Source organism: Bogoriella caseilytica, from assembly GCF_003752405.1.
Lineage (GTDB): Bacteria > Actinomycetota > Actinomycetes > Actinomycetales > Actinomycetaceae > Allobogoriella > Allobogoriella caseilytica.
Genome location: NZ_RKHK01000001.1, coordinates 2,708,958 through 2,732,103, shown reverse-complemented (window position 1 = coordinate 2,732,103; position 23,146 = coordinate 2,708,958). Strand labels below are relative to the sequence as shown.

At 68.9% G+C, this 23,146-nt stretch carries 21 protein-coding genes; 7 read left to right on the top strand and 14 right to left on the bottom strand.

Going from position 1 to position 23,146, the window contains the following annotated elements:
- Positions 1-49 precede the first annotated feature (49 nt).
- Positions 50-1,006 (bottom strand): AraC family transcriptional regulator, encoded by a 957-nt coding sequence (locus tag EDD31_RS12255; protein ID WP_123304402.1) that lies wholly within the window; start codon positions 1,004-1,006, stop codon positions 50-52.
- 80 nt (positions 1,007-1,086) lie between these two features.
- Here EDD31_RS12255 and EDD31_RS12250 point away from each other — a divergent pair, with 80 nt between their 5' ends.
- Together EDD31_RS12250 and EDD31_RS12245 are read left to right on the top strand one after the other, a co-directional pair.
- Entirely contained in the window at positions 1,087-1,920 is an 834-nt protein-coding gene (locus tag EDD31_RS12250; RefSeq protein WP_123304401.1) for an NAD(P)H-binding protein, read from the top strand.
- Positions 1,917-2,918 carry an NADP-dependent oxidoreductase gene (locus EDD31_RS12245; protein ID WP_123304400.1) on the top strand — a complete coding sequence of 334 codons (1,002 nt, stop codon included), beginning with the start codon at positions 1,917-1,919 and terminating at the stop codon, positions 2,916-2,918. Before EDD31_RS12250 ends, EDD31_RS12245 begins: the two co-directional genes overlap by 4 nt.
- Before the next feature lie 134 nt (positions 2,919-3,052).
- Here the strand turns inward: EDD31_RS12245 and EDD31_RS12240 are convergent, their stop codons facing one another.
- The 4 genes from EDD31_RS12240 to EDD31_RS12225 all read right to left on the bottom strand — a co-directional run bounded on the left by EDD31_RS12240 (position 3,053) and on the right by EDD31_RS12225 (position 8,398).
- Positions 3,053-4,030: an aldose 1-epimerase gene (locus EDD31_RS12240; protein WP_170163296.1), complete on the bottom strand. Its 978-nt coding sequence runs from the start codon at positions 4,028-4,030 to the stop codon at positions 3,053-3,055.
- 62 nt (positions 4,031-4,092) lie between these two features.
- Complete coding sequence (locus EDD31_RS12235) at positions 4,093-4,743, bottom strand: VOC family protein (protein WP_123304398.1); 651 nt, start codon at positions 4,741-4,743, stop codon at positions 4,093-4,095.
- Between the two features lie 23 nt (positions 4,744-4,766).
- Positions 4,767-7,718 (bottom strand): leucine--tRNA ligase, encoded by a 2,952-nt coding sequence (gene leuS, locus EDD31_RS12230; RefSeq protein ID WP_123304397.1) that lies wholly within the window; start codon positions 7,716-7,718, stop codon positions 4,767-4,769.
- Between the two features lie 209 nt (positions 7,719-7,927).
- Positions 7,928-8,398, bottom strand: coding sequence for a MarR family winged helix-turn-helix transcriptional regulator (locus tag EDD31_RS12225; protein WP_123304396.1), 471 nt, complete (start codon positions 8,396-8,398; stop codon positions 7,928-7,930).
- 86 nt (positions 8,399-8,484) lie between these two features.
- Here EDD31_RS12225 and EDD31_RS12220 point away from each other — a divergent pair, with 86 nt between their 5' ends.
- Positions 8,485-8,931 carry an HIT family protein gene (locus EDD31_RS12220; protein WP_123304395.1) on the top strand — a complete coding sequence of 149 codons (447 nt, stop codon included), beginning with the start codon at positions 8,485-8,487 and terminating at the stop codon, positions 8,929-8,931.
- Positions 8,932-8,950: 19 nt separating this feature from the next.
- Here the strand turns inward: EDD31_RS12220 and EDD31_RS12215 are convergent, their stop codons facing one another.
- Both EDD31_RS12215 and EDD31_RS12210 read right to left on the bottom strand, forming a co-directional pair.
- Positions 8,951-9,742, bottom strand: coding sequence for a vitamin K epoxide reductase family protein (locus EDD31_RS12215; protein WP_123304394.1), 792 nt, complete (start codon positions 9,740-9,742; stop codon positions 8,951-8,953).
- Between the two features lie 45 nt (positions 9,743-9,787).
- Positions 9,788-10,300 (bottom strand): hypothetical protein, encoded by a 513-nt coding sequence (locus tag EDD31_RS12210; protein WP_123304393.1) that lies wholly within the window; start codon positions 10,298-10,300, stop codon positions 9,788-9,790.
- A 99-nt stretch (positions 10,301-10,399) separates the two neighbouring features.
- Between EDD31_RS12210 and EDD31_RS12205 the strand changes: the two genes are divergently transcribed.
- Together EDD31_RS12205 and EDD31_RS12200 are read left to right on the top strand one after the other, a co-directional pair.
- On the top strand, positions 10,400-11,617 hold the full coding sequence (locus EDD31_RS12205) for an amidohydrolase (protein WP_123304392.1): 1,218 nt from the start codon (positions 10,400-10,402) through the stop codon (positions 11,615-11,617).
- Positions 11,618-11,673: 56 nt separating this feature from the next.
- On the top strand, positions 11,674-12,801 hold the full coding sequence (locus EDD31_RS12200) for a glutathione S-transferase family protein (RefSeq protein ID WP_123304391.1): 1,128 nt from the start codon (positions 11,674-11,676) through the stop codon (positions 12,799-12,801).
- On the opposite strand, the gene EDD31_RS12195 is transcribed toward EDD31_RS12200, so the two are convergent.
- From EDD31_RS12195 to EDD31_RS12180, 4 genes are read right to left on the bottom strand one after another with little or no spacing between them, the layout of a single operon-like run.
- Positions 12,785-14,617, bottom strand: coding sequence for a hypothetical protein (locus EDD31_RS12195; protein ID WP_123304390.1), 1,833 nt, complete (start codon positions 14,615-14,617; stop codon positions 12,785-12,787). The two genes, EDD31_RS12200 and EDD31_RS12195, sit on opposite strands and share 17 nt — an antisense overlap.
- Positions 14,618-14,658: 41 nt before the next feature.
- Entirely contained in the window at positions 14,659-15,681 is a 1,023-nt protein-coding gene (locus EDD31_RS12190) for an NAD-dependent epimerase/dehydratase family protein (RefSeq protein ID WP_123305511.1), read from the bottom strand.
- A gap of 26 nt (positions 15,682-15,707) precedes the next feature.
- A complete protein-coding gene (locus EDD31_RS12185; RefSeq protein ID WP_245991171.1) occupies positions 15,708-18,431 on the bottom strand; it encodes an alpha/beta fold hydrolase in 2,724 nt (907 codons plus the stop codon).
- Positions 18,428-19,453 carry a 3-oxoacyl-ACP synthase III gene (locus EDD31_RS12180; RefSeq protein ID WP_123305509.1) on the bottom strand — a complete coding sequence of 342 codons (1,026 nt, stop codon included), beginning with the start codon at positions 19,451-19,453 and terminating at the stop codon, positions 18,428-18,430. Before EDD31_RS12180 ends, EDD31_RS12185 begins: the two co-directional genes overlap by 4 nt.
- A gap of 215 nt (positions 19,454-19,668) precedes the next feature.
- On the opposite strand from EDD31_RS12180, the gene aroD reads away from it, so the two are divergent.
- Together aroD and EDD31_RS12170 are read left to right on the top strand one after the other, a co-directional pair.
- Positions 19,669-20,421 (top strand): type I 3-dehydroquinate dehydratase, encoded by a 753-nt coding sequence (aroD, locus tag EDD31_RS12175; RefSeq protein WP_123304388.1) that lies wholly within the window; start codon positions 19,669-19,671, stop codon positions 20,419-20,421.
- Between the two features lie 12 nt (positions 20,422-20,433).
- The gene (locus EDD31_RS12170; RefSeq protein ID WP_123304387.1) at positions 20,434-21,282 is read left to right on the top strand and encodes a DNA-formamidopyrimidine glycosylase family protein; all 849 of its coding nucleotides are present in this window, start codon (positions 20,434-20,436) and stop codon (positions 21,280-21,282) included.
- 76 nt (positions 21,283-21,358) lie between these two features.
- On the opposite strand, the gene EDD31_RS12165 is transcribed toward EDD31_RS12170, so the two are convergent.
- From EDD31_RS12165 to pgsA, 3 genes are all read right to left on the bottom strand, one after another.
- Positions 21,359-21,682 (bottom strand): helix-turn-helix domain-containing protein, encoded by a 324-nt coding sequence (locus EDD31_RS12165; protein ID WP_123304386.1) that lies wholly within the window; start codon positions 21,680-21,682, stop codon positions 21,359-21,361.
- A gap of 109 nt (positions 21,683-21,791) precedes the next feature.
- Complete coding sequence (locus EDD31_RS14815; protein ID WP_170163128.1) at positions 21,792-22,292, bottom strand: CinA family protein; 501 nt, start codon at positions 22,290-22,292, stop codon at positions 21,792-21,794.
- Positions 22,293-22,369: 77 nt separating this feature from the next.
- Positions 22,370-23,128 (bottom strand): CDP-diacylglycerol--glycerol-3-phosphate 3-phosphatidyltransferase, encoded by a 759-nt coding sequence (pgsA, locus tag EDD31_RS12155; RefSeq protein ID WP_245991167.1) that lies wholly within the window; start codon positions 23,126-23,128, stop codon positions 22,370-22,372.
- Positions 23,129-23,146: the final 18 nt, after the last annotated feature.

The window sequence follows — 23,146 nt, the reverse complement described above, 5'->3', positions numbered from 1 at the left end:
TTGACGGCACGTGCGATTTAGAGAGCTGACGCGTGGAGGAGCTCGATAATCAGATGCTCGCGGCGCCTGCCATCATCGTCCGATACCGGCTCGGGCGGATGTCGAACTGGCGGGTGAAGGCCGTGCTCAGGGCATAGGCACTGGAGTACCCGACCTGACGGGCGATCGACTCGACCGTGTCCTCGCTGCGTTCCAGCAGATCGGCCGCTAAACAGAGCCTCCACCCGGTGAGGTAGGCAATGGGCGGCTCGCCGATCACCTCGGCGAACTGGCGGGCGAAGGTGGCCCGGGATGCCCGTGCCGTCCGAGCCAGGCTCTCGACGGTCCATGGCCGGGCCGGATCGTCATGGATGGCGGCAAGGGCGGCACCCACGACAGGATCGGCCGATGCTCGATGCCACCCGGGCACGGCCGATCCTGGCAGGGCAAGCCAGTCGCGAAGGGTGCCGATCAGCACCAAATCGAGGAAACGGCCGAGCACCGCCTGCTGGCCGGGCTCGTCACGTACGAGTTCGGCCTCGAGAAGCTTGAGAGCCGCTGATCGTTGTTCGTGGTGCGGAACCACGAGAACGCGCGGGAAACTGGCGAGCAACCGCTCGGCAACTCGGCCGGTCAGCGTAAAGGATCCGGTGAGCAATGCGTGCTCAGCATCCAGGCGCGTCCCACAGGTTCGCACGTCCAGGCAGATCTCGTCGGTGAGTACACTGCCCGTTCCATCGGTGCAGACACCGTCTTCGGTGAGCACGTAGAGGACGTCAACAGTCGAATCGATCTCGCTGGCGAGGGTAAACGACGTCGGCCCCTGGACGATGGCAACGTCCCTGTGCTGAAGCCGCACCGGCGGGGCGCCGTCGGGGACCACCCATCCCTCGCCCCGCAGCATCGTCACGAGCGTCATCGATGCGCCCTCGGTGAATCGTACTGACCACGGCGGGGTCATCAGGCTCTTGCCGAGCAGCGCGCCCGCCGAGCGGAACTCGTTGAGCATGTTGGTCAAGGCATCCATGTGCCAACGTTAGACGATGGCGTATCCGCTCAATACGTTGAAGCATTGAGCGTCTCACCCACGGCTGATGCAATGGGGCCATGACCACACAACAGACCATCGGTGTCCTCGGCGTCACCGGCAAGACCGGACGACGGATATTCGCGCAACTGCGAGACGCCGGCCATGAGGTTCGAGCCGCGTCCCGAGGCGGGATCCCTCGATTCGACTGGGATGAGGAAGGAACCTGGGACGCCGTCGTGAGCGGCGCAGACAGCATTTACATCCTGCCCCACGAAGCACCAGGCGGAAACGATCGGCTTGCAGCGTTCACCAGCCTGGCCGCGAAAGCCGGCGTGCAACGTCTGGTACTGCTCTCGGCTCGTGAGTGGACCGACCTCCGTTTCACCGAGGCGCTGGAGCGAGAAGACATCGTGCGCAATTCCGGACCGGACTGGACCATCCTTCGACCCGTGTGGTTCGCGCAGAACTTCAGCGAGGAGCCCTTCTTCGCGGAGGGCGTCGCTGAGGGCGAACTCGTGCACGGAACTGGCGAGGGCCGTCACCCCTTCGTGGATGTCAGGGATATTTCCGCCGTGGCGAGCGCCGCCCTCACGGACGATCGTCACGCCGGGCAGTACTACGCGCTGACCGGCGCACGCGCCATCTCCGTCGACGAAGCTGTGCAGTCCATCGCGACCGCCACGGGTCGCGCGATTCGCACCCGATCCCTGGATACGGATGCCTATCGCGACTACCTGAGTCGGCACTACCCTCCCGGGGTCAGCGAAGGGGTTGTCACCCTGAGCGAGTACATCCGCAACGGTGAGGATGCCCACCTCTCCGACGGGGTTCAGCGGGCGCTGGGGCGCGAACCACGTGATTTCTCGGATTACGTCGCCGAAACCGCGAGCGAAGGAGTGTGGGGATCATGAGCACGGGGCGCGAGATTCACCTGCGATCCCGACCCACGGGGCTTCCCCGCGCTGAGAACTTCGCACTCATCAGCGCCGACCTGCCGGAGCTCGAGCCCGGCCAGGTCCTCATAGAAAATACCTGGATCTCTGTGGACCCTTACATGCGAGGACGCATGGACGACGTCGAATCGTACTTGCCCCCGTTCGAACTGGGCTCAGCGCTCGATGGCGGCGCCATCGGTCACGTCATCGACTCCCGAGACGACACGTTGCCCGCAGGCACGACGGTCTCCCATTTCGCCGGATGGCGCAGCCATGCGGTACTCACCCGCGACGCCGTCGTGCCGATCGATACCGGTATCGGGCGCCCGCAGGACTACCTCGGTGTGCTGGGCACGACCGGCCTGACCGCTTACGTCGCCCTGACGGACATCGCTCCGGTGCACGAGGGAGACGTCGTGTTCGTCTCGGCCGCGGCGGGTGCTGTCGGGAGCATCGCCGGGCAACTCGCACGTTTGCAGGGAGCGTCCAAGGTGATCGGATCGGCTCGCGGGAAGGCGAAGGCGCAGCGGCTCCGTAACGACTTCGGATTGGATGCGGCCCTGGACTACACAGCGAGCGATCTCGCCGAGCAGTTGCGGGAAGCCGCACCAGAAGGAATCGACGTCTACCTCGATCTCGTAGGAGGCGATCACCTCGACGCAGCCCTCGACGTGCTCAACCCCCACGGTCGCGTCGCGCTCGTGGGCGCGGTCAGCGGCTACAACGCCACCGATACCGTTGCCGGCCCGAGCGACTTCTTCAGGGCCTACGCGAAGCGGCTGTCCTTGCGCGGAATGTTGATTTCCGACCATCTGGACGCTTTTGGCGAGTACATTCCGAAAGCCGCGGCCTGGCTGGCCGACGGGCGCCTTCGCGCCGAGTCGACGGTCGTGGATGGACTCGATCACGCCCCGGAAGCGTTCATCAGTCTGTTCCGAGGCGCCAACATCGGCAAGATGCTCGTCCGGTTGTGACTGCCCAGGCGCGATGGGAAGAACCCACCGGCGAGGCCAAGGGACAGCCACCCTTCTGATCTCTCGCGGCACGCGCCACGGCGGACCGATAGCCAGGGCACGTGCCGGCTGACGGCACGTGCCATGGCTACGGTTCAGTGACCGCGCTCGAAGACCCACTCGGCGCGCAGGCGGCGGCTGTGGCCGGGGGCGATCAGCATGGCGTCCAGTTCGCGGTTGAGCGCGTCGGCACCGAAGGTGCAGGGCTCGATCGCTGCTGAAGCGCGGCGGTCGCGTTCGAGGAAGTCACCGGTGAAGAGGTGCACGATGTCGGTTTCCTCGGCCCGCTGCCACAGGCTCAAGCGGTCACCGGTGCGCGGTGAGCTCAGCGTGGTTTTCACCATGCCTTCGTCGTCGGCATGTAGCCCCGCAAAGGCGAGGTCGATCTCCGCACCGGCCACCGGGGTCAGGGAGAGCTTTCCGCCGGTCGATTCCAGGGGATCGGCCAGTGGGATGAGCTTGTCGTCCACCGTGACCACCGAGGCGGCGGGCACCTCCAGGTGAAGTTCGTCGATGGTGGCGTGACCGGGCAACCGCACGTAGGGGTGCCAGCCGAGCCCGACCGGGGCGTGCCGATCCCCGGTATTGAGCGCAATGATCTCGATGCTCAGGCTCTGCTGGCCGTCCGGGCCCTCGGCCAGGGCGTAGTGCACGCGCAGCTCAAGCTCGAAGGGGTAGGCGGGACGCGCCGCGATCGTGGTCGCGAGGGTGAGTTCATGCGCGGTCTCCCCCGGGGTGATGTCGCCCCCGGCGGGCTGGAAAGACTGATCGGTGACCAGTCCGTGCAGCGAGGCGTCCTCGCGCTCCTCGTCCACGCCGGGAGCGACATCGAGGATGTCTCCCTCGTAGCGCCATCGGGCGTCTCGCAGCCGGTTGGACCACGGCGCGAGCACCGCGCAGCGATAGCCGTCTTCGGCGGCCAGCTCCTCGGCGTCACGGTAGCCGTCGAGCAGATCCACGAGTGCGCCGTCAGCCCCGGGGACGTGCCAGCTCAGAGCGGTGGCGCCAGTGGCCGCAACATCGAGGCGGGCGCCGGAGGGATGGGTCAGGGTCCAAGTGGTGGCAGTATTCACAGCCCACAAGCTACCCACTGCCGAAGGCTGAGGGGCACGGGCCGCGCCCGTGAGACCCAGGATCAGCGCAGTTCGACCTCGCCGGCCGGCCCTGCCAGCCTGGCCACCAGTGCCGGACGGGCTGCCGGGCGCACCTCGACATCGAGGCCGATGGCGGCGTACTGGCGGCTTAGCACCTCAGGTGCGGGGTGCTCGGCGTGCAGCCCGAGCAGCTCCACTGTGGGGAGTTCGGCGAGTGCCGGGTGCGCTGTGCTGCCCCAGTCGATGAGGAAGGGGACGAGCGGCTCCTCGCTCTCACCGGGCTCCTGAAACGCCAGAAGCCACTCGAGCAGCTCACCCGAGGGCGTGCGCCGGGAGAGGGGTGAGATCTCCGCGTAGGGCACCCCGGCGGCCCGGCCGGCCCGTGCCGTGGCCTCGATGTTCTCGGGATGAATCGCCCAGGTGGCCAAGGCGGGGGCCGTGCGGCGATCGATCCCGAAGATGGTCACTGGACCGGTGGTCTGCCGCTGCGGATCAGGGCCGATGACCTCGAGATACCAGGGCGAGCGCCGGCCCTGATGCGTGAAGGCCACCAGGGCGTTGGCCGTGCCTGCGCCGGGGTGCCGACCACCGGCCGCGGGGCGCACACCGAGCAGATCCGCGGTGTGCTCCACCGCCTCGGACAGGCGAGGCCCGGCCAGCACCAGGTGATCCAGGGTCGCGGGGATGACCATCGGTACGCCTCGGGATCGCCGGCTCAAGCCGGGACGATGTTGACCAGACGGGGGGCCCGCACGATGACCTTGCGCACTCCCCGGCCGTCCAGGGCACGCTGCACTCCCGCAGTAGCCAGCGCCTGCGCCTCCAGCTCCTTCTCGGCGATATCCGGGGCGACCTCCAGGCGATCGCGAACCTTCCCGGCCACCTGCACCACGCAGGTGACGGTCTCCTCGACCAGGAGGGCCGGATCGGCCTGTGGGAAGGGCTGGTAGGTCACCGAGTCCTGGTGGCCCAGCTTCGCCCACAGCTCCTCCGCCACGTGCGGCGCCACCGGCGCGGTCATGAGGACCAGCGGCTCGATGGCTTCACGGGGCACCCGGTCCAGGGAGGTCAGGTGATTGTTCAGCACGATGAGTTTGGCGATAGCGGTGTTCGGGCGCATGGCCGACATCTCCGCCTCGACGTCAGCGATCGTGCGGGCCACCACGCGGCGAGTCTGATCGTCAGCCGGCTCATCGGTGACGGTGACCTCGCCAGTCTCCTCGTCGATGACGTTGCGCCACAGGCGCTGCAGGAAGCGGTGTGAGCCGACCGCGGCGCGGGTGTCCCAGGGCCGGGAATCTGCCAGCGGGCCCATGGACATCTCGTAGACGCGGAAGGTGTCGGCACCGTAGGACTCGTACATGTCGTCCGGGGTGACGATGTTCTTCAGGGACTTGCCCATCTTCCCGTACTCGCGGAAGACCTCCTGGCCCTGCCAGATGTAGCTCGCCGGCTCTCCGTTCTCGACCTCACCGGCCCCCTCGGTGGCCTCGACCTCCTCGGCCGGCACGTACTGACCCCGGGCGTCGGCGTAGGCGTAGGCCTGAATGTAGCCCTGGTTGAACAGGCGGTGGAAGGGCTCGGAGGAGCTCACGTGGCCCAGGTCGAAGAGCACCTTGTGCCAGAAGCGCGCGTACAGCAGGTGCAACACAGCATGCTCCACACCGCCGACGTACAGATCCGCTCCCCCGGCCGGCTTGGTCGCGGTGGGGCCCATCCAGTAGCGCTCGGTGGCAGCATCGACCATGGCGTCATCGTTCGTGGGATCCAGGTAGCGCAGCTCATACCAGGAGGAGCCGGCCCACTGGGGCATCACGTTGGTCTCACGGCGGTACCGCTTCGGCCCGTCGCCCAGGTCCAGCGTGACGTGTACCCAGTCCTCGGCCTTCCCCAGGGGAGGCTCCGGGGCGGAGGTGACATCGTCGGCGTCGAAGGAGCGCGGGGAGAAGTCCTCGACCTCCGGCAGGTTCACCGGCAGCTGTTCCTCGGGGATGGCGTGGGGGTGGCCGTGCTCGTCGTAAACGATCGGGAAGGGCTCACCCCAATAGCGCTGACGCGCGAATAGCCAGTCGCGCAGGCGGTAGGTGATGGTGCCCCGCCCCGTTCCCGCACGCTCCAGGTAGGCGATCATCGCCTCCTTGGCCTCGGCGCGGTGCAGGCCGTCGAGGCTCACGTGCTCGTTCGCGGAGTTGATGGAGGGCCCATCACCGGTGTAGGCGCCCTCGACGTCCTCCTCCGGAGGCTGGACGGTGCGGATGACCGGCAGATCAAAGGTCTCGGCGAAGGCGAAGTCACGCTCGTCCTCGGCCGGGACGGCCATGACCGCTCCCGTCCCGTAGCCCATCAGCACGTAGTCGGCCGTGAAGACCGGGACCGGCCCGCCGGTGACGGGATGGGTAGCGAAGATTCCGGTGAACACACCGGTCTTGGTGCGCTCATCGTCCTGGCGTTCGGCCTCGGTCCGGGCTGCGGCCTGGGCCCGGTAGCTGGTCACCGCCTCGGTGGGGGTCGCGGCACCGGCGGTCCAGGCTTGCTTCGTACCCTCGGGCCAGGTGCCGGGGATCAGCCCTTCATCCAGCAGAGGGTGTTCGGGAGAGACCGCCATGAAGGTCGCACCGAACAGCGTGTCGGGCCGGGTGGTGAAGACCGTCAGCGACTGCTCGCGCCCGGGAACGTCGAAGTCGACCTCAGCGCCGGTCGAGCGGCCGATCCAGTTGCGCTGCATGATCTTGATGCTCTCGGGCCAGTCGATGCCCTCCAGGTCATCGGCCAGCCGGTCGGCATAGGCAGTGATCCGCAGCATCCACTGCCGCATGGACCGCTTGAAGACCGGGTAGTTCCCCACCTCGGAGCGGCCGTCGTTGGTGACTTCCTCGTTGGCCAGCACCGTGCCCAGGCCCGGGCACCAGTTCACTGGCGATTCGGCGACGTAGGCCAGCCGCTGGGGGTCGACCAGCTCGGCACGCTCGGCAGGACTCAGCTCGCCCCAGGAGGCACCGCCCGGGATCGGACGTGATCCGTTCTCATAGTCGGCGACCAGTTCTGCGATCGGGCGTGCCCGTCCGTGACCGCCGTCCGGCCGTTCGGCCTCGGGGTCGTAGAAGGACTCGAAGATGCGGGTGAAGATCCACTGGGTCCACTTCACAAAGGCCGGGTCCGTGGTGGAGAAGGAGCGGCGCTCATCGTGGGCCAGGCCCAGCCGGCGCAGCTGGCGGCGCATATTGCTGATGTTCTGCTCAGTGGTGATCCGCGGGTGCTGCCCGGTTTGCACGGCGTACTGCTCGGCCGGCAGCCCGAAGGCGTCGTAGCCCAGCGCATGCAGCACGTTCTTACCCTTCATGCGCTGGTAACGCCCGACGACGTCGGTGGCGATGTACCCCAGCGGGTGCCCAACGTGTAGCCCTTTACCGGAGGGGTAGGGGAACATATCCAGCAGGTAGAAGGGCTCGCGGTCCGCCGCAGGTCCCGCTTCCGCCGATCCGTGGGCCAGTGGACCGCTGGGATTGGGCGCGTGGAAGGTCCCCTGCTCGGCCCAGCGCTGCTGCCAGGCGAGTTCGATCTCGTTGGCCTTCGCCGCTGTGTAGCGAAAGGCGGGAACTGCGCCGCCGTCCGGTGCTGGAGTAGCGGGCTCCGCCGGGGGCTGGCCGGTGCGGGGGTCGGTAGTCATCGGATCCTCACTCGCTTGCTTCTCGTCTGCGTCGTCTCACGGCTCCTGACATGAAAAAACCTCCCGGGCAGGGAGGTTCGCCGCGCTGAGGCGATGCCTGGTGGCATCTGCTGTCGTCAGCGCGGCTGCGTAAGGAGCAGACGTCCAGCCGTCATGGCAGCGAGTCTATCGCACCACACCTCACACCCCGCCGGGCCGCGACGAGGCGATCACGGGGCAGAACGTCCACCCGATGCTTGGCAGCCCAGCCGCAGCTTGACCGTGAGCTCATGCAAGGTCCGCATCTCCTCATCGGTGAGCGCCTTGCCGAGCTCACGGCTGATGGAGCGCACGTGCTGGCGGCCCACCTGCTTCTGGAGCTCCAGGCCTTTCTCCGTCAAGGAGACCACGAGGCCGCGAGCATCATCATCAGCCTTGCACCGCTCGACCAGGCCGCGATGCTCGAGCCGCTCCGCCATGCGCGACATCGACGGCTGCGAGAGCAGCATCGACTCGTTGAGGTCGCGGAGCCGCATGCGATGCCCGGGGGCGCGAGCGAGGGTGAAGAGCACATCGTACTCACGCGCCGGCAAGGGTGAGAAGTCGCCCGCAGCTTCGAAGCGGCGCATCAGAGTGACCTGGGCACGGAAGAGTGACTCCCAGGTCTCCGCGGCCAGCCGGGTGTTCGACTCACCGTTCATGGGTGCTCTCCTCGGTTCCTTCGGGCTCCGGCCCGGCACGCACCGGGCCTGTCCCCTGCCCCGCTCACTCTGCCACCATGAGTGGCATGTCCACCATTTTCACCTCGATCATCGAGGGTCAGATCCCCGGCCGCTTCGTGTGGGCCGACGAGCACTGCGTGGTCTTCGCGACCATCGCCCCTATCTCCGACGGGCACATGCTGGTGGTGCCCCGCGAGGAGGTCGAGCGCTTCACCGACGCCGACGATGCCCTCGTGGCCCACCTGATGATGGTGGCCAAGCGGATCGGCTCGGCCTTGGAGGAATCCTTCGATGCGCCGCGAGCAGCGATCCTCGTGGCCGGCTTCGAGGTCCCGCACCTGCACATCCACGTGCTGCCGGCCTGGGGGGAGTCCTCCCTGAGCTTCGAGCACGCCGACCCGGATGTGCCGCCCGGGCGCCTGGATGCCGCGACCGAGAAGCTGCGCGAAGCACTGCGGCGCGCGGGACACGGTTCCCAGGTGCCACGCGAGATGGGCTCGCCCGCGCTCTGAGAGCCGGGCGCCCAGCGGGCTAGAAGCCGAAGATCAACCGCCACTGGTCCCAGAACCACACGGCGATCAGGACCACCAGAGCGAGATACCAGCCGGCGATGATGAGCCAGCGGTCCATCACCAGGAAGCGGGTCAGGCGCTCACCGAGAGGCAGGTGGCCGCCCTGCGCCGCCCGCGCCATCACGTGGACGAACACCGGGATCGTCACGGCCCAGACCACCAGGCAGTACGGGCAGAGCATGCGGAAGTTCACCAGGGCGTGGTACTGGAACCAGATCACCCAGCCGATCCCGAAGGTGGTGCCGGCGGCCAGCCCGCGCCAGAGCCAGGTCGCGGGCCGCGCCCCCGCAGCGAAGAGAACGCCCACAGCCAGGAGGGCGGAGAAGCCGATCGTTCCCAGGACCGCGTTCGGCCAGCCGAAGGCTGAGGCCTGCCAGCTCGTGATGAACTCACCGCAACCCACCAAGGGATTGAGATCGCAGCCGAGGGAAGCGTCGGGGTCCAGCGCGAGCGTGATGCGCGAGAGGATCAGCTGGACCGAGGCCCAGGTGCCCAGCACGCCGGCGATGATCAGCACGACGATCAGTTCGCGGGGCGCTCCACCGGCGCGCTGATGCGCGCTGGGTCTGGCCCTGTCGAGTCGCGCCAACTCCTGGTCGAGGAGCACGTCCTCGTCCAGGAACTCCTCGTCCTCCGGCTCCTCGGCGTCATCGAAGCGGTCACTCGGGGTGACCTCGTAGCCGAGGTCGGCGTCGGCGTCGCGGTCGCGCTCGCTCTGGGGCGGCTCAGCGCGCCGCTGCTTCCTGCTCACGCTCTCAGTATTGCCTGTCCCACCAGGTGCTTGAGATGAAACGGATCACAGGGAGGAGCCTGTGTCCATCAAGCCACCCACCCAGGCGAAGACGGCGCCCACGAAGGCGTAGAGGCCGACAGCGAGCCCGGCCAGCCCTGGCCATCGGGGCTGGCGGCGCTGGGCGATGCCGACGATGCCGAGTACCGCTGCGGCCAGCCCGAGCACGAGGGTCACGAAGAGGGAGACCGGGTAGAACGAGTTCCATGCCGAGGGGTCGTTGGCCGGATCGATACCGCCGAGGTGCAACGAGGAGATCGCCTCCCAGACGGTGAGCAGGACCGCCACGAGCAGGGCGATCCAGGACACGATCGCTTTGTCCCGGCCCGCCGCCGGCTCGTCCCGGGCGGGCGCACGGCTGGTGCCGCGCTGCGCGCCGCCGGCACTCCCTGAGGTCGCGGAGCCGGGCGCACCCTGGGCTGGCCGTGACGCGGGTGCTGCTGCGGCCTCGCGGCCGCTACCGCTCTGGCTGGATGTGGTGTTCTCGGAGCCATCGGCACCCTTGCGTGCTGCGTTCACCGTTTCCTCCTTGGCCTGTGCCCGGGGTCGGGCTGGTGCGGCGTGAGCCTTAACACTGCCAGGTCACATGCCCTCGCGCACTGATGGCAAGCTGGCGGCATGACTCACACCTCACCGACATCATTGGCCATCACCGGCGGATACGTCGTGCCGATCGACGGCGCGCCCATCGACGGCGGCACCGTGCTCATCGAGGAGGGGCGGATCACCGCCGTCGGGACCGACCTCGCCCTCCCGGCCGACGCCGAGGTCATCGACGCCACCGGGCAGTGGGTTCTGCCCGGATTCGTCGATGCCCACGCCCATCTGGGCGTGCACGAGGAGGGCATCGGGCCCGCCGGAGGTGACGTCAACGAGATGACCGGCACCAATATGGCTGCGGTACGCGCCATCGATGCCATCAACATCGATGAGGAAGGTTTCCGTGATGCCCTCAAGGGGGGCGTGACCTCTGCGGTCATCAAGCCCGGCTCCGGCAACCCGATCGGCGGCCAGACCGCCGCCATCAAGACCTGGGGCGGTCGCACCGTCGACGAGCAGATCATCAAGGACACCGTTTCGATCAAGTCCGCGCTCGGCGAGAACCCCAAGCGCGTCTACGGCGAGCGCAAGCAAACCCCCTCCACCCGGCTCGGCATCGCCAAGGTCATCCGCGAGGCCTTTGTGGCCGCGGCGAACTATGCCGCCAAGCGTGACCACGCAGAGGAGGAGGGCAAGCCCTTCGAACGCGACCTCACCAAGGAGACACTCGCCCGCGTGCTCGCCGGGGAACTGTACTGGGACCAGCACACCCACCGTCACGATGACATCGCCACTGCGATCCGCCTCGCAGAGGAGTTCGGCTACAAGCTCGTGGTCAACCACGGCACCGAAGGTCACAAGATCGCCGATGTCCTCGCCGAGAAGAACATCCCGGTCATCTACGGCCCGATGATCACCTCGCGCTCCAAGGTCGAGCTCAAGGACCGCGCCATGGAGAGCCTCGCCGCCATGGCGAAGGCGGGAGTGAAGGTCGCCATCACCACGGACGCACCGGTGGTGCCGATCGACTTCCTGGTCCACCAGGCCTCCTTCGCGGTGAAGGCCGGCCTGGACCGCGAGACGGCCCTGCGGGCACTGACCATCAACCCGGCCGAGATCCTCGGCCTCGATGACCGGGTCGGGGCGCTGCGGCCGGGTCTGGACGGCGATGTCGTGGTCTGGTCCGGCGACCCCCTCGATGTCTACAGCCACGTGGAACACACCGTCATCGGCGGCGTGCCGGTGTACTCGCGCAGCGGCGGCGTCGTCGAGCGACCCACCCGCTTCGCGGGCTGAGCACCCGGGCCTGCGCACGCTGAGCACGGCGCGTGCGCAGGCCATAGGCTCGGTCCATGACCACCAGCGAGCAGCACGGTTCAGACCGCCCCGAGCACCGCACGGGCGGGAAGTACACCACCGCGGGCCAGGAGTTCGTCCGAGACACGAACTACATCGAGGACCGCGTGGTCGCCGATGTCGACGCCGTCCAGTCGGCTCCGCGTGAGGAGGCCTCGACCATCGGGGATCCGCGCTGGCAGGGCCTGACCGAGGGCGCGCAGGCCTGGCCGGTCGAGCCCGGGCGGTACCGGCTGGTGGCCGCGCGAGCCTGCCCGTGGGCGCACCGTTCGATCATCATCCGCCGCCTCCTCGGCCTGGAGCAGGTCATCTCGCTGGGCACCCCCGGGCCTACCCACGACGAGCGTTCCTGGACCTTCGATCTCGACGAAGGCGGCCGCGACCCCGTGCTGGGCACCGAACGGCTGCAGGAGAATTACTTCGCCCGCTTCCCCGACTACCCGCGCGGCATCACCGTGCCGGCACTGGTGGACATCCCTTCCGGCGGTGTCGTGACCAACAACTACCCGCAACTGACCTTCGACCTGTCCACCCAGTGGCGCGCGCACCATCGCGAGGGCGCCCCGGACCTGGTCCCGGCGGACCTCGTGGCCGACATGCTCCCGGTCATCAAGCGCATCTATACCGAGGTCAACAACGGCGTATACCGCACCGGCTTCGCCGGTTCTCAGCAGGCCTACGAGGATGCCTACGAGCGGCTCTTCGTGGCACTGGACTGGCTGGAGGAACGTCTCTCCGGGCAGCGATATCTCATGGGCGAGTCACTCACGGAGGCGGATGTGCGGCTGTTCACCACGCTGGTGCGCTTCGACGCCGTCTACCACGGCCACTTCAAGTGCAACCGGAACAAGCTCACCGAGTTCCCGGCCCTGTGGGCCTATGCGCGCGATCTCTTCCAGACACCAGGATTCGGCGACACCACCGACTTCGAGCAGATCAAGCGGCACTACTACGTGGTCCACACCGACATCAATCCCACTCAGATCGTGCCGGCCGGGCCCGATCTGGGCGCCTGGTGGAGCGAGCACGGCCGTGAGGCGCTCGGCGGTCAGCCCTTCGGCACGGGTACCGCGCCGGGCCCGGTCGCCGCCGGCGAAGAGGTCCCGGCTACTGGTAGGAGATGAACATCGGTTCGGGGTCGACCTGATCGATGGTCTCCTCCGGGGTGAGCATGGGCTCGTCCTCATCGATGAAGTTCTTCCACCCCCACCACTCGATGTTGGAGGCATGCTCGCGTAGGGTCCGCCACGTCGTGTGCTTGGCGCTGGGTGGCCCCTGGCCGTCGGCGTGCAGCACGACAGCCAGCTCCGGCCGGGAGAGGTCCACATCCTGCACGTCAGGGATCATCGAGTTGCGGAAGGCGTGCAGGATCAACATTTTCTGCGGGAGATGGTTCTCCTGGGTGAGGTCGGCGAGATAGTCGACCACCTCGTTGATCTCGGCGGCGTCCACCGAGCCGATCTGGGCGAGGTGCACCTGGTCGTCCTCGAGACGCCACTCTGGGTCCAGCGCCAGCCCCACGTGCGGTTCGAGCAGCAGTTCCTCATACATCCGGGCCTGGGTGAGGAAGTCGAGGCGCCCCGGCTGCAGATCCAGCACTACGTACTGGTCGTTCTCCCCCGCGGCATCGACCAGTGGCCGGATCTGGTCGATCGCCAGGGCGCGGGTGTACATCCCGCCGTCACCGGGATCGGCAGTGGCGATCGAGGTGATGATCTCCATCGTGGGCACCACGGTGTTCTCGGTGAGCGGCGCATAGTCGGCTGCGTACTGCTCAGCGAGCGCGATGGTGTCCTCGATGCCCTGCTGTCCAAGAATGCCCAGGGCGGAGGAGCCAGGGCTGCCGTACAGCGCCACGTAGGTCTTGTCGGGCACGATCAGCTGGCCTCCGCCGGGGAGGTTCACGCCCGTGGCGGCGGCATCGATGCGCCAGCGCAGGGTCTCCTCGTCACCGAAGGCGGAGCCCAGGGCCACGACCACCGCGGGATTGCGGTCGGCGATCTCGGCGACCAGGTCGCTGGTCTCACCCGGGTGCCCGCCCGGCACCTCCAGGATCTGGGCGCCGGCAGCCTGGGCCGTGGCCTGTGCCGCGCCATAGCCGTGGCCTCCGGTGGTCAGCACCAAGGCGTCCCGGGCATCCCGCAGGGCTGGCGCGGTCTGCGGCAGGCTGCTCACGTCAGTGACCACCTCGACCTCGGCCTCCTCGGGGAGTTCGGCCTCACCGAGAAGGAGCACCACCTCGGTGCCGAGTTCCTCGAGCGCCCCGAGGAGTGCCTGCTCCTCCGGCGTGAGCTCCGGCGCCTCCTCGGCACCCTCGTCGTCAGTGCTCTCGCTGTCAGGATCGCCCTCGGCATCGTCCTCGTCCTCGTAGCCGTCGCCGGGGTCGGCGTTCTCGGCACGCAGGGCGCGGTGCTGTCCGGTGCTCGCGCTGGCCTGCTGGGTCGGCACGGCAGAGGACTGCGCCCCGGCGCTCTCCTCAGCCTCATCCTCAGGTTCGGCCGGCTCCTCACCGTCCGGGTCGGGAGCCGGGTCCTCGCCGTCCTCGCCGTCCTCGTCTGGCTCCTCGGAGGGCTCTTCGGTGAGCAGGGCGGGCAAACCGAGTTCACGCGCCAGGTCACCCGCGCTGGTGCTCCCCGGGACGGCCACGACCACGACGGGTGCGTAGGTGAAGAAGGTGGTGGCCGTCTGCGCAGCGATCTCGGCCGGCGTCTCACCCTCGATGACGGTGGTGGCCTCCGGCAGCCGTGACTCAGCGGTCAGCAGCGACTGCTCTGTCTCGTCACTCTCCTCCTGCTCCGGGTCCTCTGTCGGGCTCGCCGTGGGCGTGGGGGACGGCGGATCCTCGGCCGGAGCCGTCCCCGAGCAGGCCGCCACGGCCAGGGCGCAGGCGGCGAGCGCCGTCAGGGCCATCCGGCGCACCGGCGTCGTGGATTGCCGCATCAGTCCTCCTCAAGCCTTAGGTGCATCGGCCGGACACCACGCTACCGGGCTCGCAGCATGCGGTGTTGGCGACGGTAGGCCCGTGCCAGTGCAGCGGTTCCCGCCTCGAAGCCGATCTGCGGCTCCCAGTCCAGGGCCTTCCGGGTACGGCGGATGTCGAACCAGTGAGCGGTCGAGAGCTGCTCGGCGAGGAAGCGCGTCATCGGTGGCACGCCGTCGTCGGAGAGCCGGGACGTGAGGCGCTCCGGCAGGACTGTCCACAGCCCTTCCACCGCAGAGCCCGCTGCCTTGGCGAGAGCTGGAGGCAACCGGCGGCTCGGCGGCCGGACCCCGGCGGCCTCGCACCAAGCGGACAGAATGTCAGCGATCGGCCGTGGATCGCCTCCGCTGACCACGAAGGCCCGGCCGTGGACCTCTGGGGCCTCCGCGCGGTCCACGGCCGCCACGATCGCCGAGACGGCGTCGTCGACGTAAGTGGTGTCCACCAGAGCGGCGCCGGAACCGAGGATGGGGAGCCGCCCGGCACTGGCCCGGTCCACCACCCGCTGCACGAGCTGGGTGTCTCCTGGGCCCCACACGATGTGCGGCCGGATGGCCACCACGGAGAACCCCGCGGAATCGGCGCCGAGCGCTTCGATCTCCGCCGCGGCCTTGGTACGTGCGTAGGGGCCTCGCGTGCCGAAGGGATCGGCCGGACCGGCGCCCTCGCCCACGATCGAGGAGCCGGTGTGGGCCACCGAGGGTGTGGACAGGTGCACGAAGCGGGTCACGCCCGCCTGACGAGCCGCACCCAATAGCGAGCGCGTGCCATGGATGTTGACACGCTCGAACTCCTCAAGGTCGCCAGTCATGGTGACCTTCGCGGCGAGGTGGATGACGGCATCCTGGCCGGAGACGGCGCGGGCAACGGCAGACTCGTCATCGATGGAGCCGAGGATCTCGCCGGCCCCGTCGATACCGGCCGGCCGGCGCTGCAACACGGTGACCTGGTCTCCGCGAGCCACCAGGGCCTCGGCCACGGAGCGGCCGAGCATGCCGGAGGCGCCGGTGACCAGCACCCGCATGACGTCCTGACCCTGGGAAGCAGTGGTCATGGGGCACCGACCTTTCCGCCGGCGAGCACGCCGGCGGCCCAGGTGGCCAGCCGTGATCGGTCGACCTTGGCGTTGTGCCGAACGTCGGTCGGGATGACCGGTACCCGCAGGACGGCGGAGACCGGGACGACCGGGTCGCTGGCAAAGGCATCGGCGCAGGCTGAGCGGACCGCGCGGCTCAGGCCGGGCGGCGCCAGGCCCGGCGCGGCGAGGGCACCACGGTGGAACGCGGGGTCCGTCTCGACGACCACGACCAGGCGCTGCGTGCCGGCAGGCCCCACGCCGACCGCTGCTGCGCGCAGCACCCCGGGCAGATCCAGCACGGCGTTCTCGATGCCGACGGGGGTCACGATGCCGCGGTCGCTGGTGATGAGGTGCGCCATCCGGCCCTCGATCCAGAGCCTGCCGGAGGTATCGAGGTGACCGACGTCCCCGGTGCGGTGCCAGCCGGGCCAGGTGCGCGAGTCATCCTCGGTGGCCCAGAGCCGGTCGTAGCGATCCTTCACGTGCGGGCCGCGCACCACCACCTCACCGGTGACGTGAGGGTCCTGGGTCGGGTCACCCACACGGGCACCGGCCTCCACCGCGGCGATCCGCACCTCGACGCCCGGCACGGGGAACCCCACGCAGGTTCCGCGCCGCGCAGGAGAGACGCCGGCGGCCTGGGATTCGGCCTCGAGGATCTCCTCGAGGGAGATGTTGGTGACCGGGAGAGCCTCGGTCATGCCATAGGGCGTGCGCAGCGAGGCATTCGGCAGCAGTTGCTGAGCCCGGGCGAGCCGCGAGGCCGAGATGGGAGCACCGGCGGAGAGGAAGATCTCGACCTGTGCCAGCGCCTCGCGGCCGGCGCCGCTCAGGCCTCCCGCGGTGCGGACGGCATTCTCCAGCGCCGAGGGCGAGGCGAAGACGGCACTGGCGCCGATGGCCGCTGCCGCCTCCCCCAGTGCCGCGGCGGTGAGGGTGGCCGGAGCGGTGACGTCCATCGCCGGAACAGCGCTCGGCGCCCCAGTGGCCGTGCCCAGCAGGGCGAAGGGCGCGAAGCCCGCCACGAAGGGCCGTTCCGGCGATAGCTGGCAGATCTCTGCCACGGTGGCGACCATCGCGGACAGGCTCCGGTGGGTGTGGACCACGCCCTTGGCGGGTCCGGTGGAACCGGAGGTGAACAGGATCGCGGCGTCGTCCTCGGGCGCAGGCTCACCGGGCAAGCTCGCGCCGCGACGGGCCATTCCTTCGCCGCGTTCCACCAGCTCGCCGGTGGTGCCGGCATAGCCGAGGGCACGCCGCCGCCACGGGCTGCTCTCCAGGCCCGCGGCGAGGTAGCGCTGCCCGGGCCAGCGCAGCGTGCGCGCAGCGGCCAGCGCGCGCTCGATGCCGATGATGTGGTCGGGGCGTGCGCCGCGGACCGCGCGGGTCAGTCCGCTCACGCCCAGCCCGGCGTCGGCAACCACCGCCACCGCTCCGAGGCGGAGCACGGCGAAGAGGGCCGCCGTGAGCTCCGGGCCGGGCGGGATGAGCAAGGAGACCCGCTGCCCGGCCCGGACGCCGGAGTCGCTCAGACCCAGGGCCAGGTGCTCGGTGCGTTCGAGCAGCTCCCCCCAGGTGGTGATCTGCGGCCCGGCGTCCTCGGTCATGGCAACGACCGCCGGACGAGCTGCAGACTGGGGATCGGATCCCTGCTCCTGCATGGCCGACCAGATCGGCTGGAAGGGTCGTTCGGTCCCCGTGGGGTCGGTGGTCAGCGGCCCGGCAGCCGGAAGGCCGTCGATCCTGCGCTGGATCCAGCGCAACGCGACCCCGGCGACGTCGGCGTCTTCCGGGAGCAGATGGCTGGCGCCCTCGAAACGGTGGACATCGGCATGCGGGAGGCGCTGGAGCAGGTCGTGCAGGTAACGCTCCTGGAAGACGGGATCGCGCGGGCCCCAGAGCAGCAGGGCGGGGCGCTCAAGGTCGCTGATACCCGCGGCCACCTCCGCCAGGGTCTCGTGGCTCGGGTGCCCCGGGTGTGCCGGGATGTCCTCCACGAAGCCCCGGATGGCGGCACGAGAGCGAGCAGAACGGTACGGGGCGCGGTAGGCGTCCTTGACGTCCTCGTCGAGGTCGGCGAGAGCGAGCGTGGCTTGCAGGAAGGCCGGACTGCGCTCGGTGGCACCCGGCAGCACGCCGGGCATCAGGGCCAGGCGCAACAGGGCGGGCAGATGCTCTCCCTCATCCTGGTGCAGGCCAGTGTTGGTCAGGATCAGTGCCGCGGTCTCCCGGGGATGCCGCCCGGCCCACCCGCTGGCCACCACGCCACCCCAGTCGTGACCGAGGGGGATGACCGGCCGGCCGTCCCAGGTCGCGCCGGACAATCCGAGTTCGTCGGTGAAGGCAGCCAGATCATCAAGACGCTGCCCGAGACGGCGGGGCTGACCGGGGGGTGAGGGGGGTCGTTCGGAATGACCCATGCCGATCTGGTCGACCGCCACGACGCGCCACGCTGCGGCGAGGCCGGCATCGAGGACGGTGCGCCACACGTACGACCAGGTGGGGTTGCCGTGAACGGCCAGGATGGTGCCCCGTGGCTCCAGACCGGCGGCGCGCAGATCCGTGAGGTTGTCGAGGTAGTGCCAGTGAAGGCCGCCGGCGACGCCGTGATGCGACCATGAGGCGGGAACGCCGGGCCAGAGCTCGTCGCGGCGGACCGAGGACTCGTTCGCCGTGAGGTCGTCGGCGCCGGTCACCACGCGAGTTCCAGCATGGCGGTGTTCAGGCCGGAGCCCACCCCCAGGCACATCACGCGATCACCAGGTTCGAGGTTCTCGGACTGCTCCGAGAGGGTCATCGCGATCGCGGCGGGCCCCACGTTGCCCCATTTGTCGAAGGTGATCGGCACGGCACGGGGGTCGAGGTCCACCGCATCGATGATGGCCTTGGTGTACGGCGTGGAGATCTGGTGAGTCACGTACCGGTCCATACCGGAGAACTCCCAGCCGTTCCCCTCGGCCTCGCGCCACGCGTCCACCACGAGCTTGAGACCGTTCTCGAGCAGCCCCTTGGTATCGGTGCTCATCTTGCCCACCGAACCGATGCAGAGCTGGTGGTGCTCGGAGCCGGAGCGCGCCACTGCGCCGACGATGCGGTGACCGTCCGGGCGCAGTGAGGCACGCGAGACCACGGCGGCTGCGGCGCCGTCACCGAGCGTGAGGGAGGCGAACTGATCGGAGAAGTCCTGCCGCGTGGTGCCGTCCTGTCCGAGACGCGCGATGGTGTCCTCCTGGGTGCCGCGCACATCTTCGGCGTTGACCACCACGGCGTGGTCGATCTGCCCGGCATCGATCATCGCCGCGGCCATCTGCAACCCGTTCACGAAGCCGAGGCAGGCATTGGTGATGTCGAAGTTCAATGCGGAGGACGGCAGACCCATGCGGTGGTGCACACGGACCGAGACCGAGGGCTCCAACTGAGCGCGGGAGACCGAGGTGTTGATGAGCAGGCCCACGTCAGCGGCATCCACGCCGGCCGCTGCCAGTGCTTTGGAGCCCGCCTCCGCGGCCATGTCCTCGAAGTCGGTATCGCGGTGCCACCAGCGCCGTTCGATCACGCCCGAGACCCGCTCGAGCAGGTTATTGGGCAGCTTCAGCCGCTTGCGGGCCGGCGCAAGGCGCTCCTCGAACTCTGCGGAGGACACCACCTGCGGAGCCTCGATGTGGGAGAGGCCGACAATGGCGGCGTCGCGGTAGCGAAAAGTGGAGTTGCCCGGGATCACTTGGTCAAGATTACGGAAGGTCGCGGTCCTGCGCAGACCAGCCTCATCCCCTGGGCAATCAGTCACAGATCGAGCGCTGGTGGGAACTCATTGATGCCGCCGTTCGTCTTGTGCTCTTCCTGTGCTGTCCTGGGAGTGGCCGGGGGACTGGCCACCGGGCTGCTCGAGGCGGCTCGGCTCGGGAAGCACGCGGGGCCTACGATGCGCAGGTGATGCCCTTGCCCTTCGCTCCGGAGCGCTCCCCTGCCGTCCTGGTGCCCGTCCTCGCGGCGCAGCCCGCCGATGTGCTCACTCAGGCGGCGTCGCTGGCCGCCCTCGGCGCGGGTGAGCGGCCGGACGTCGTGGAATGGCGTGCCGATCACCTCGCCACGCTCGATGCCCACCACGCCGCGGAGACCGCTCGCGCCGTGAGCGGCGTGCTCTCCCCCGTCCCGCTGCTCGCAACGCTGCGCTCTGCCGACGAAGGTGGTGCCGCTGGTGTCCGCAACGCGGACAGTATGCAGATCCTGACCGCCCTCGCCTCGACCGCCGGCGTGGCAGCCGTCGATGTCGAGTTCGCCTACGGTGGCGCCTTCGTCGAGGAGATCCGGGCCTGCGCGCGCGAGAACGGCACCGCCGTCGTGGTCTCCGCGCACGACTTCGCACACACCCCACCGGTGCATGCCATGGTCGATCACCTGCTCGCCATGCAGGCCACGGGTGCTGAGGTGGTGAAGCTGGCGGTCACACCGGGCTCTCCGCGCGACTCCGCGGCCCTGCTGGAGGCCACCGCCGAGTTCACTGCGCACCACCACACGCCCGTCATGACCATGTCCATGGGAGCCATAGGGATGGTGACCCGCTTGACCGGTCACCTGTTCGGATCAGCGGGGACCTTCGCCAGCGCCGGGCGCTCCTCCGCTCCCGGTCAGCCCGGCTTGGCCCAGCTTCATGCCGCGCTCCGGGCGATCCGGGCGGCCGGCTAGGCGGGAGAAACCGTGCCCGAGGGTGACATCGTGCTGCGTGTGGCGCGCCGACTGGACCAGGCCCTGGCGGGGCAACGGCTCAGCCGCGGTGAACTGCGGTGGCCGAGCGTAGGCGGGTACGACCTCCGTGGCCGGGTGATCACCGGCCACGCGACGCACGGCAAGAACCTCTTGGCGCGACTGGATGATGGCCGGACCTTGCACACACACCTGCGGATGGACGGGGTATGGCGGATCATCGCCACGTCCGAGCTGACCTCCGCGGGACGCGGCAGCGGGCGAAGGGCGGACCGCTCACCTCGCGTGCGGGCAGTGCTCGCGACCCCGGCCTGGACAGCGCTGGGAATCGAACTCGGGATGGTGAATCTCGTGGCCACGCGTGATGAGCACCAGGTCATCGGTCACCTCGGACCCGATGTACTGGCGCCGGACTTCGATGCCCCTGCGAGTGCGGTACGTCTGGTGGACCAAGGCCAGCGACCCGTCTGCGAAGCGCTCCTGGATCAGCGCGTCATCGCCGGATTCGGCACCATCTACTGCGCGGAGACGCTCTGGCACCATCGAGTGTGGCCGTGGTTGGCCTGCGGTGACCTCGACGCCGAGACCGCGACAGCCCTGCTGAGCGCCGGACGTCAGCTCATGTGGCGTTCCGCGATGGCGCGCACCCCGACCGCCACGGGCGAGGAGGGTCCCCGGAGCAACGTGCACAGCCGACTCAACCGGCCGTGCCGTCGCTGCGGCCAGCTCATCGCACGAGGCGTGGCTCAGGCCGGTGATCCCGATGCCGGCATCGGGGAGCCTGGATCAGGCCTGGGGACGCGGCCGATCTTCTGGTGCCCCGGCTGCCAGCGGCAGAGCTGACCCGGTGCGCGCACGGGAGGTGCGGATGTGCCCGGCCCTGACGGACCGGGCACATCCGGCCACAGCGAGAAGGGTCTCAGCCGACCGGTTCGAGCAGATCGCGGTCGCCGAGCAGATCCTCGGGCCGGAACAGGTCCTCCGGCACGGTGTCCGGAATCGCGACGCCCTCCACCACGGCCACACGATCCGAGACGGCGCGCAGGACGAAGCTCAACGGCACGTTCAAAGCCTCGCAGATCGAGGCAAGCAACTCTGAGGAGGCTTCCTTCTGGCCTCGCTCGACCTCGGAGAGATATCCCAGCGACACCCGTGCAGCTGATGAGACCTCACGCAGGGTCCGACCCTGACGTTGGCGCGCCTCGCGGAGCACGTCCCCGATTTCCCGGCGGAACATGATCATTTCCCTGCCTCCTCTCCCCGATACCTCGGGCTGACTGGCGACCCAGCCCTGTGATGGTTTTCTACGCTACACGGATGGAACGACACGGCGCCTTGCTTTGTTCCCCGTCTCAATCTCGGAGCACCTCACCCAGCAGTGCCAGCCCCGCCTCGACCGCCGCTGTCCTCACTGCAGCGCGAGGGCCGGACAGAAGCAGGTACCGGGTGGCCGTCACGCGCGGGCCGATGGCCGCGAGGTAGACAGTCCCGGCGGGGTGTCCGTCCGAAGGCCCGGGACCGGCCACGCCGGTGGTGGCCACGGCGTAGTCGGCCTCGAAGATCTCACACGCCCCGCGTGCCATCTGCCGTGCGACCTCCGGGTGCACGGTGCCGTGCTCATCGAGCAACGCACTGTCCACGCCGAGGACCCGCGACTTCGCATCCGGGGCGTAGGCGGTGACGCTGCCACGCAGCACTGCGGAGGTCCCGGGGACCGAGACGAAGGCGTCACACAGAATTCCCCCGGTCAGGGACTCCGCGATGCCCAGGGTGACGCCGCGGGCGTTGAGTGCGGCGATCACGGCCTGGGCGCGCGAAGCCCGGCCCGCCGCTTCTGGGCTGACGTGGCCCACCTGAGCCACTTCGGTGCGACCCTCAGCCTGCCCTCGGGATCGGTCTCCCGAGTGCGGGCGTGGTGAATCAGGATCGTTCAGCGCAGTTCCTGTTCTGGTGCGCGCTCCAAGGAGGAGCAGACGTCGTCGAGCTCGTGGCCGGCGTGCAGGGAGTCCTCCTCCGCAGCAGACGCAGAGTCGGCTGTGGGAGCTTGCCGCTCCTGCTGGGTGGAGCGGGAGATGCGCACGGCACTGACGACGTAGTCCAGACCCGTCACCACCGTGATCGCCACGGCGATCAGGGCCAATGCCCATCCAGCCAGGTGCAGCACGTCAGCCACGCCACCGGGGACCATCTGCCCCCACGGCACCAGGAGCACCATGATGAAGGCGAACTGGAAGACGGCCTTGATCTTGCCGCCCTGGGAGGCGGCCATGACGGCGCGCCGGACCATCACGAAGCGCAGCAGGGTGATGCCGAGCTCACGCACGATGATGACGATGGTGACCCACCAGGGCAGCACCGTGGACCAGGAAAGCAACACCAGGGCGGCGATGACCAGCGCCTTGTCGGCAATGGGGTCGGCGAGCTTGCCGAAGTTCGTGACCAGGCCGCGGGCGCGCGCGATCGAGCCGTCGAGCTTGTCGGTGGCCGCGGCCAGAGCGAAAACGCCCAGCGCGGTCAGCGAGTATCCGACCGTTCCGGTGAGGTCGCCGACGGCGCCGGCCAGGAAGATGGCGATGAAGACCGGGACGAGAACCAGCCGCAGCACCGTCAGTGCGTTGGCGATGTTCAGCAACGGGGGTTGCTCAGCTGGTACGTCAGTCTCCGTAGAGGTTGACTGCTCTTGAGACACGAGGGACACCATAGGACG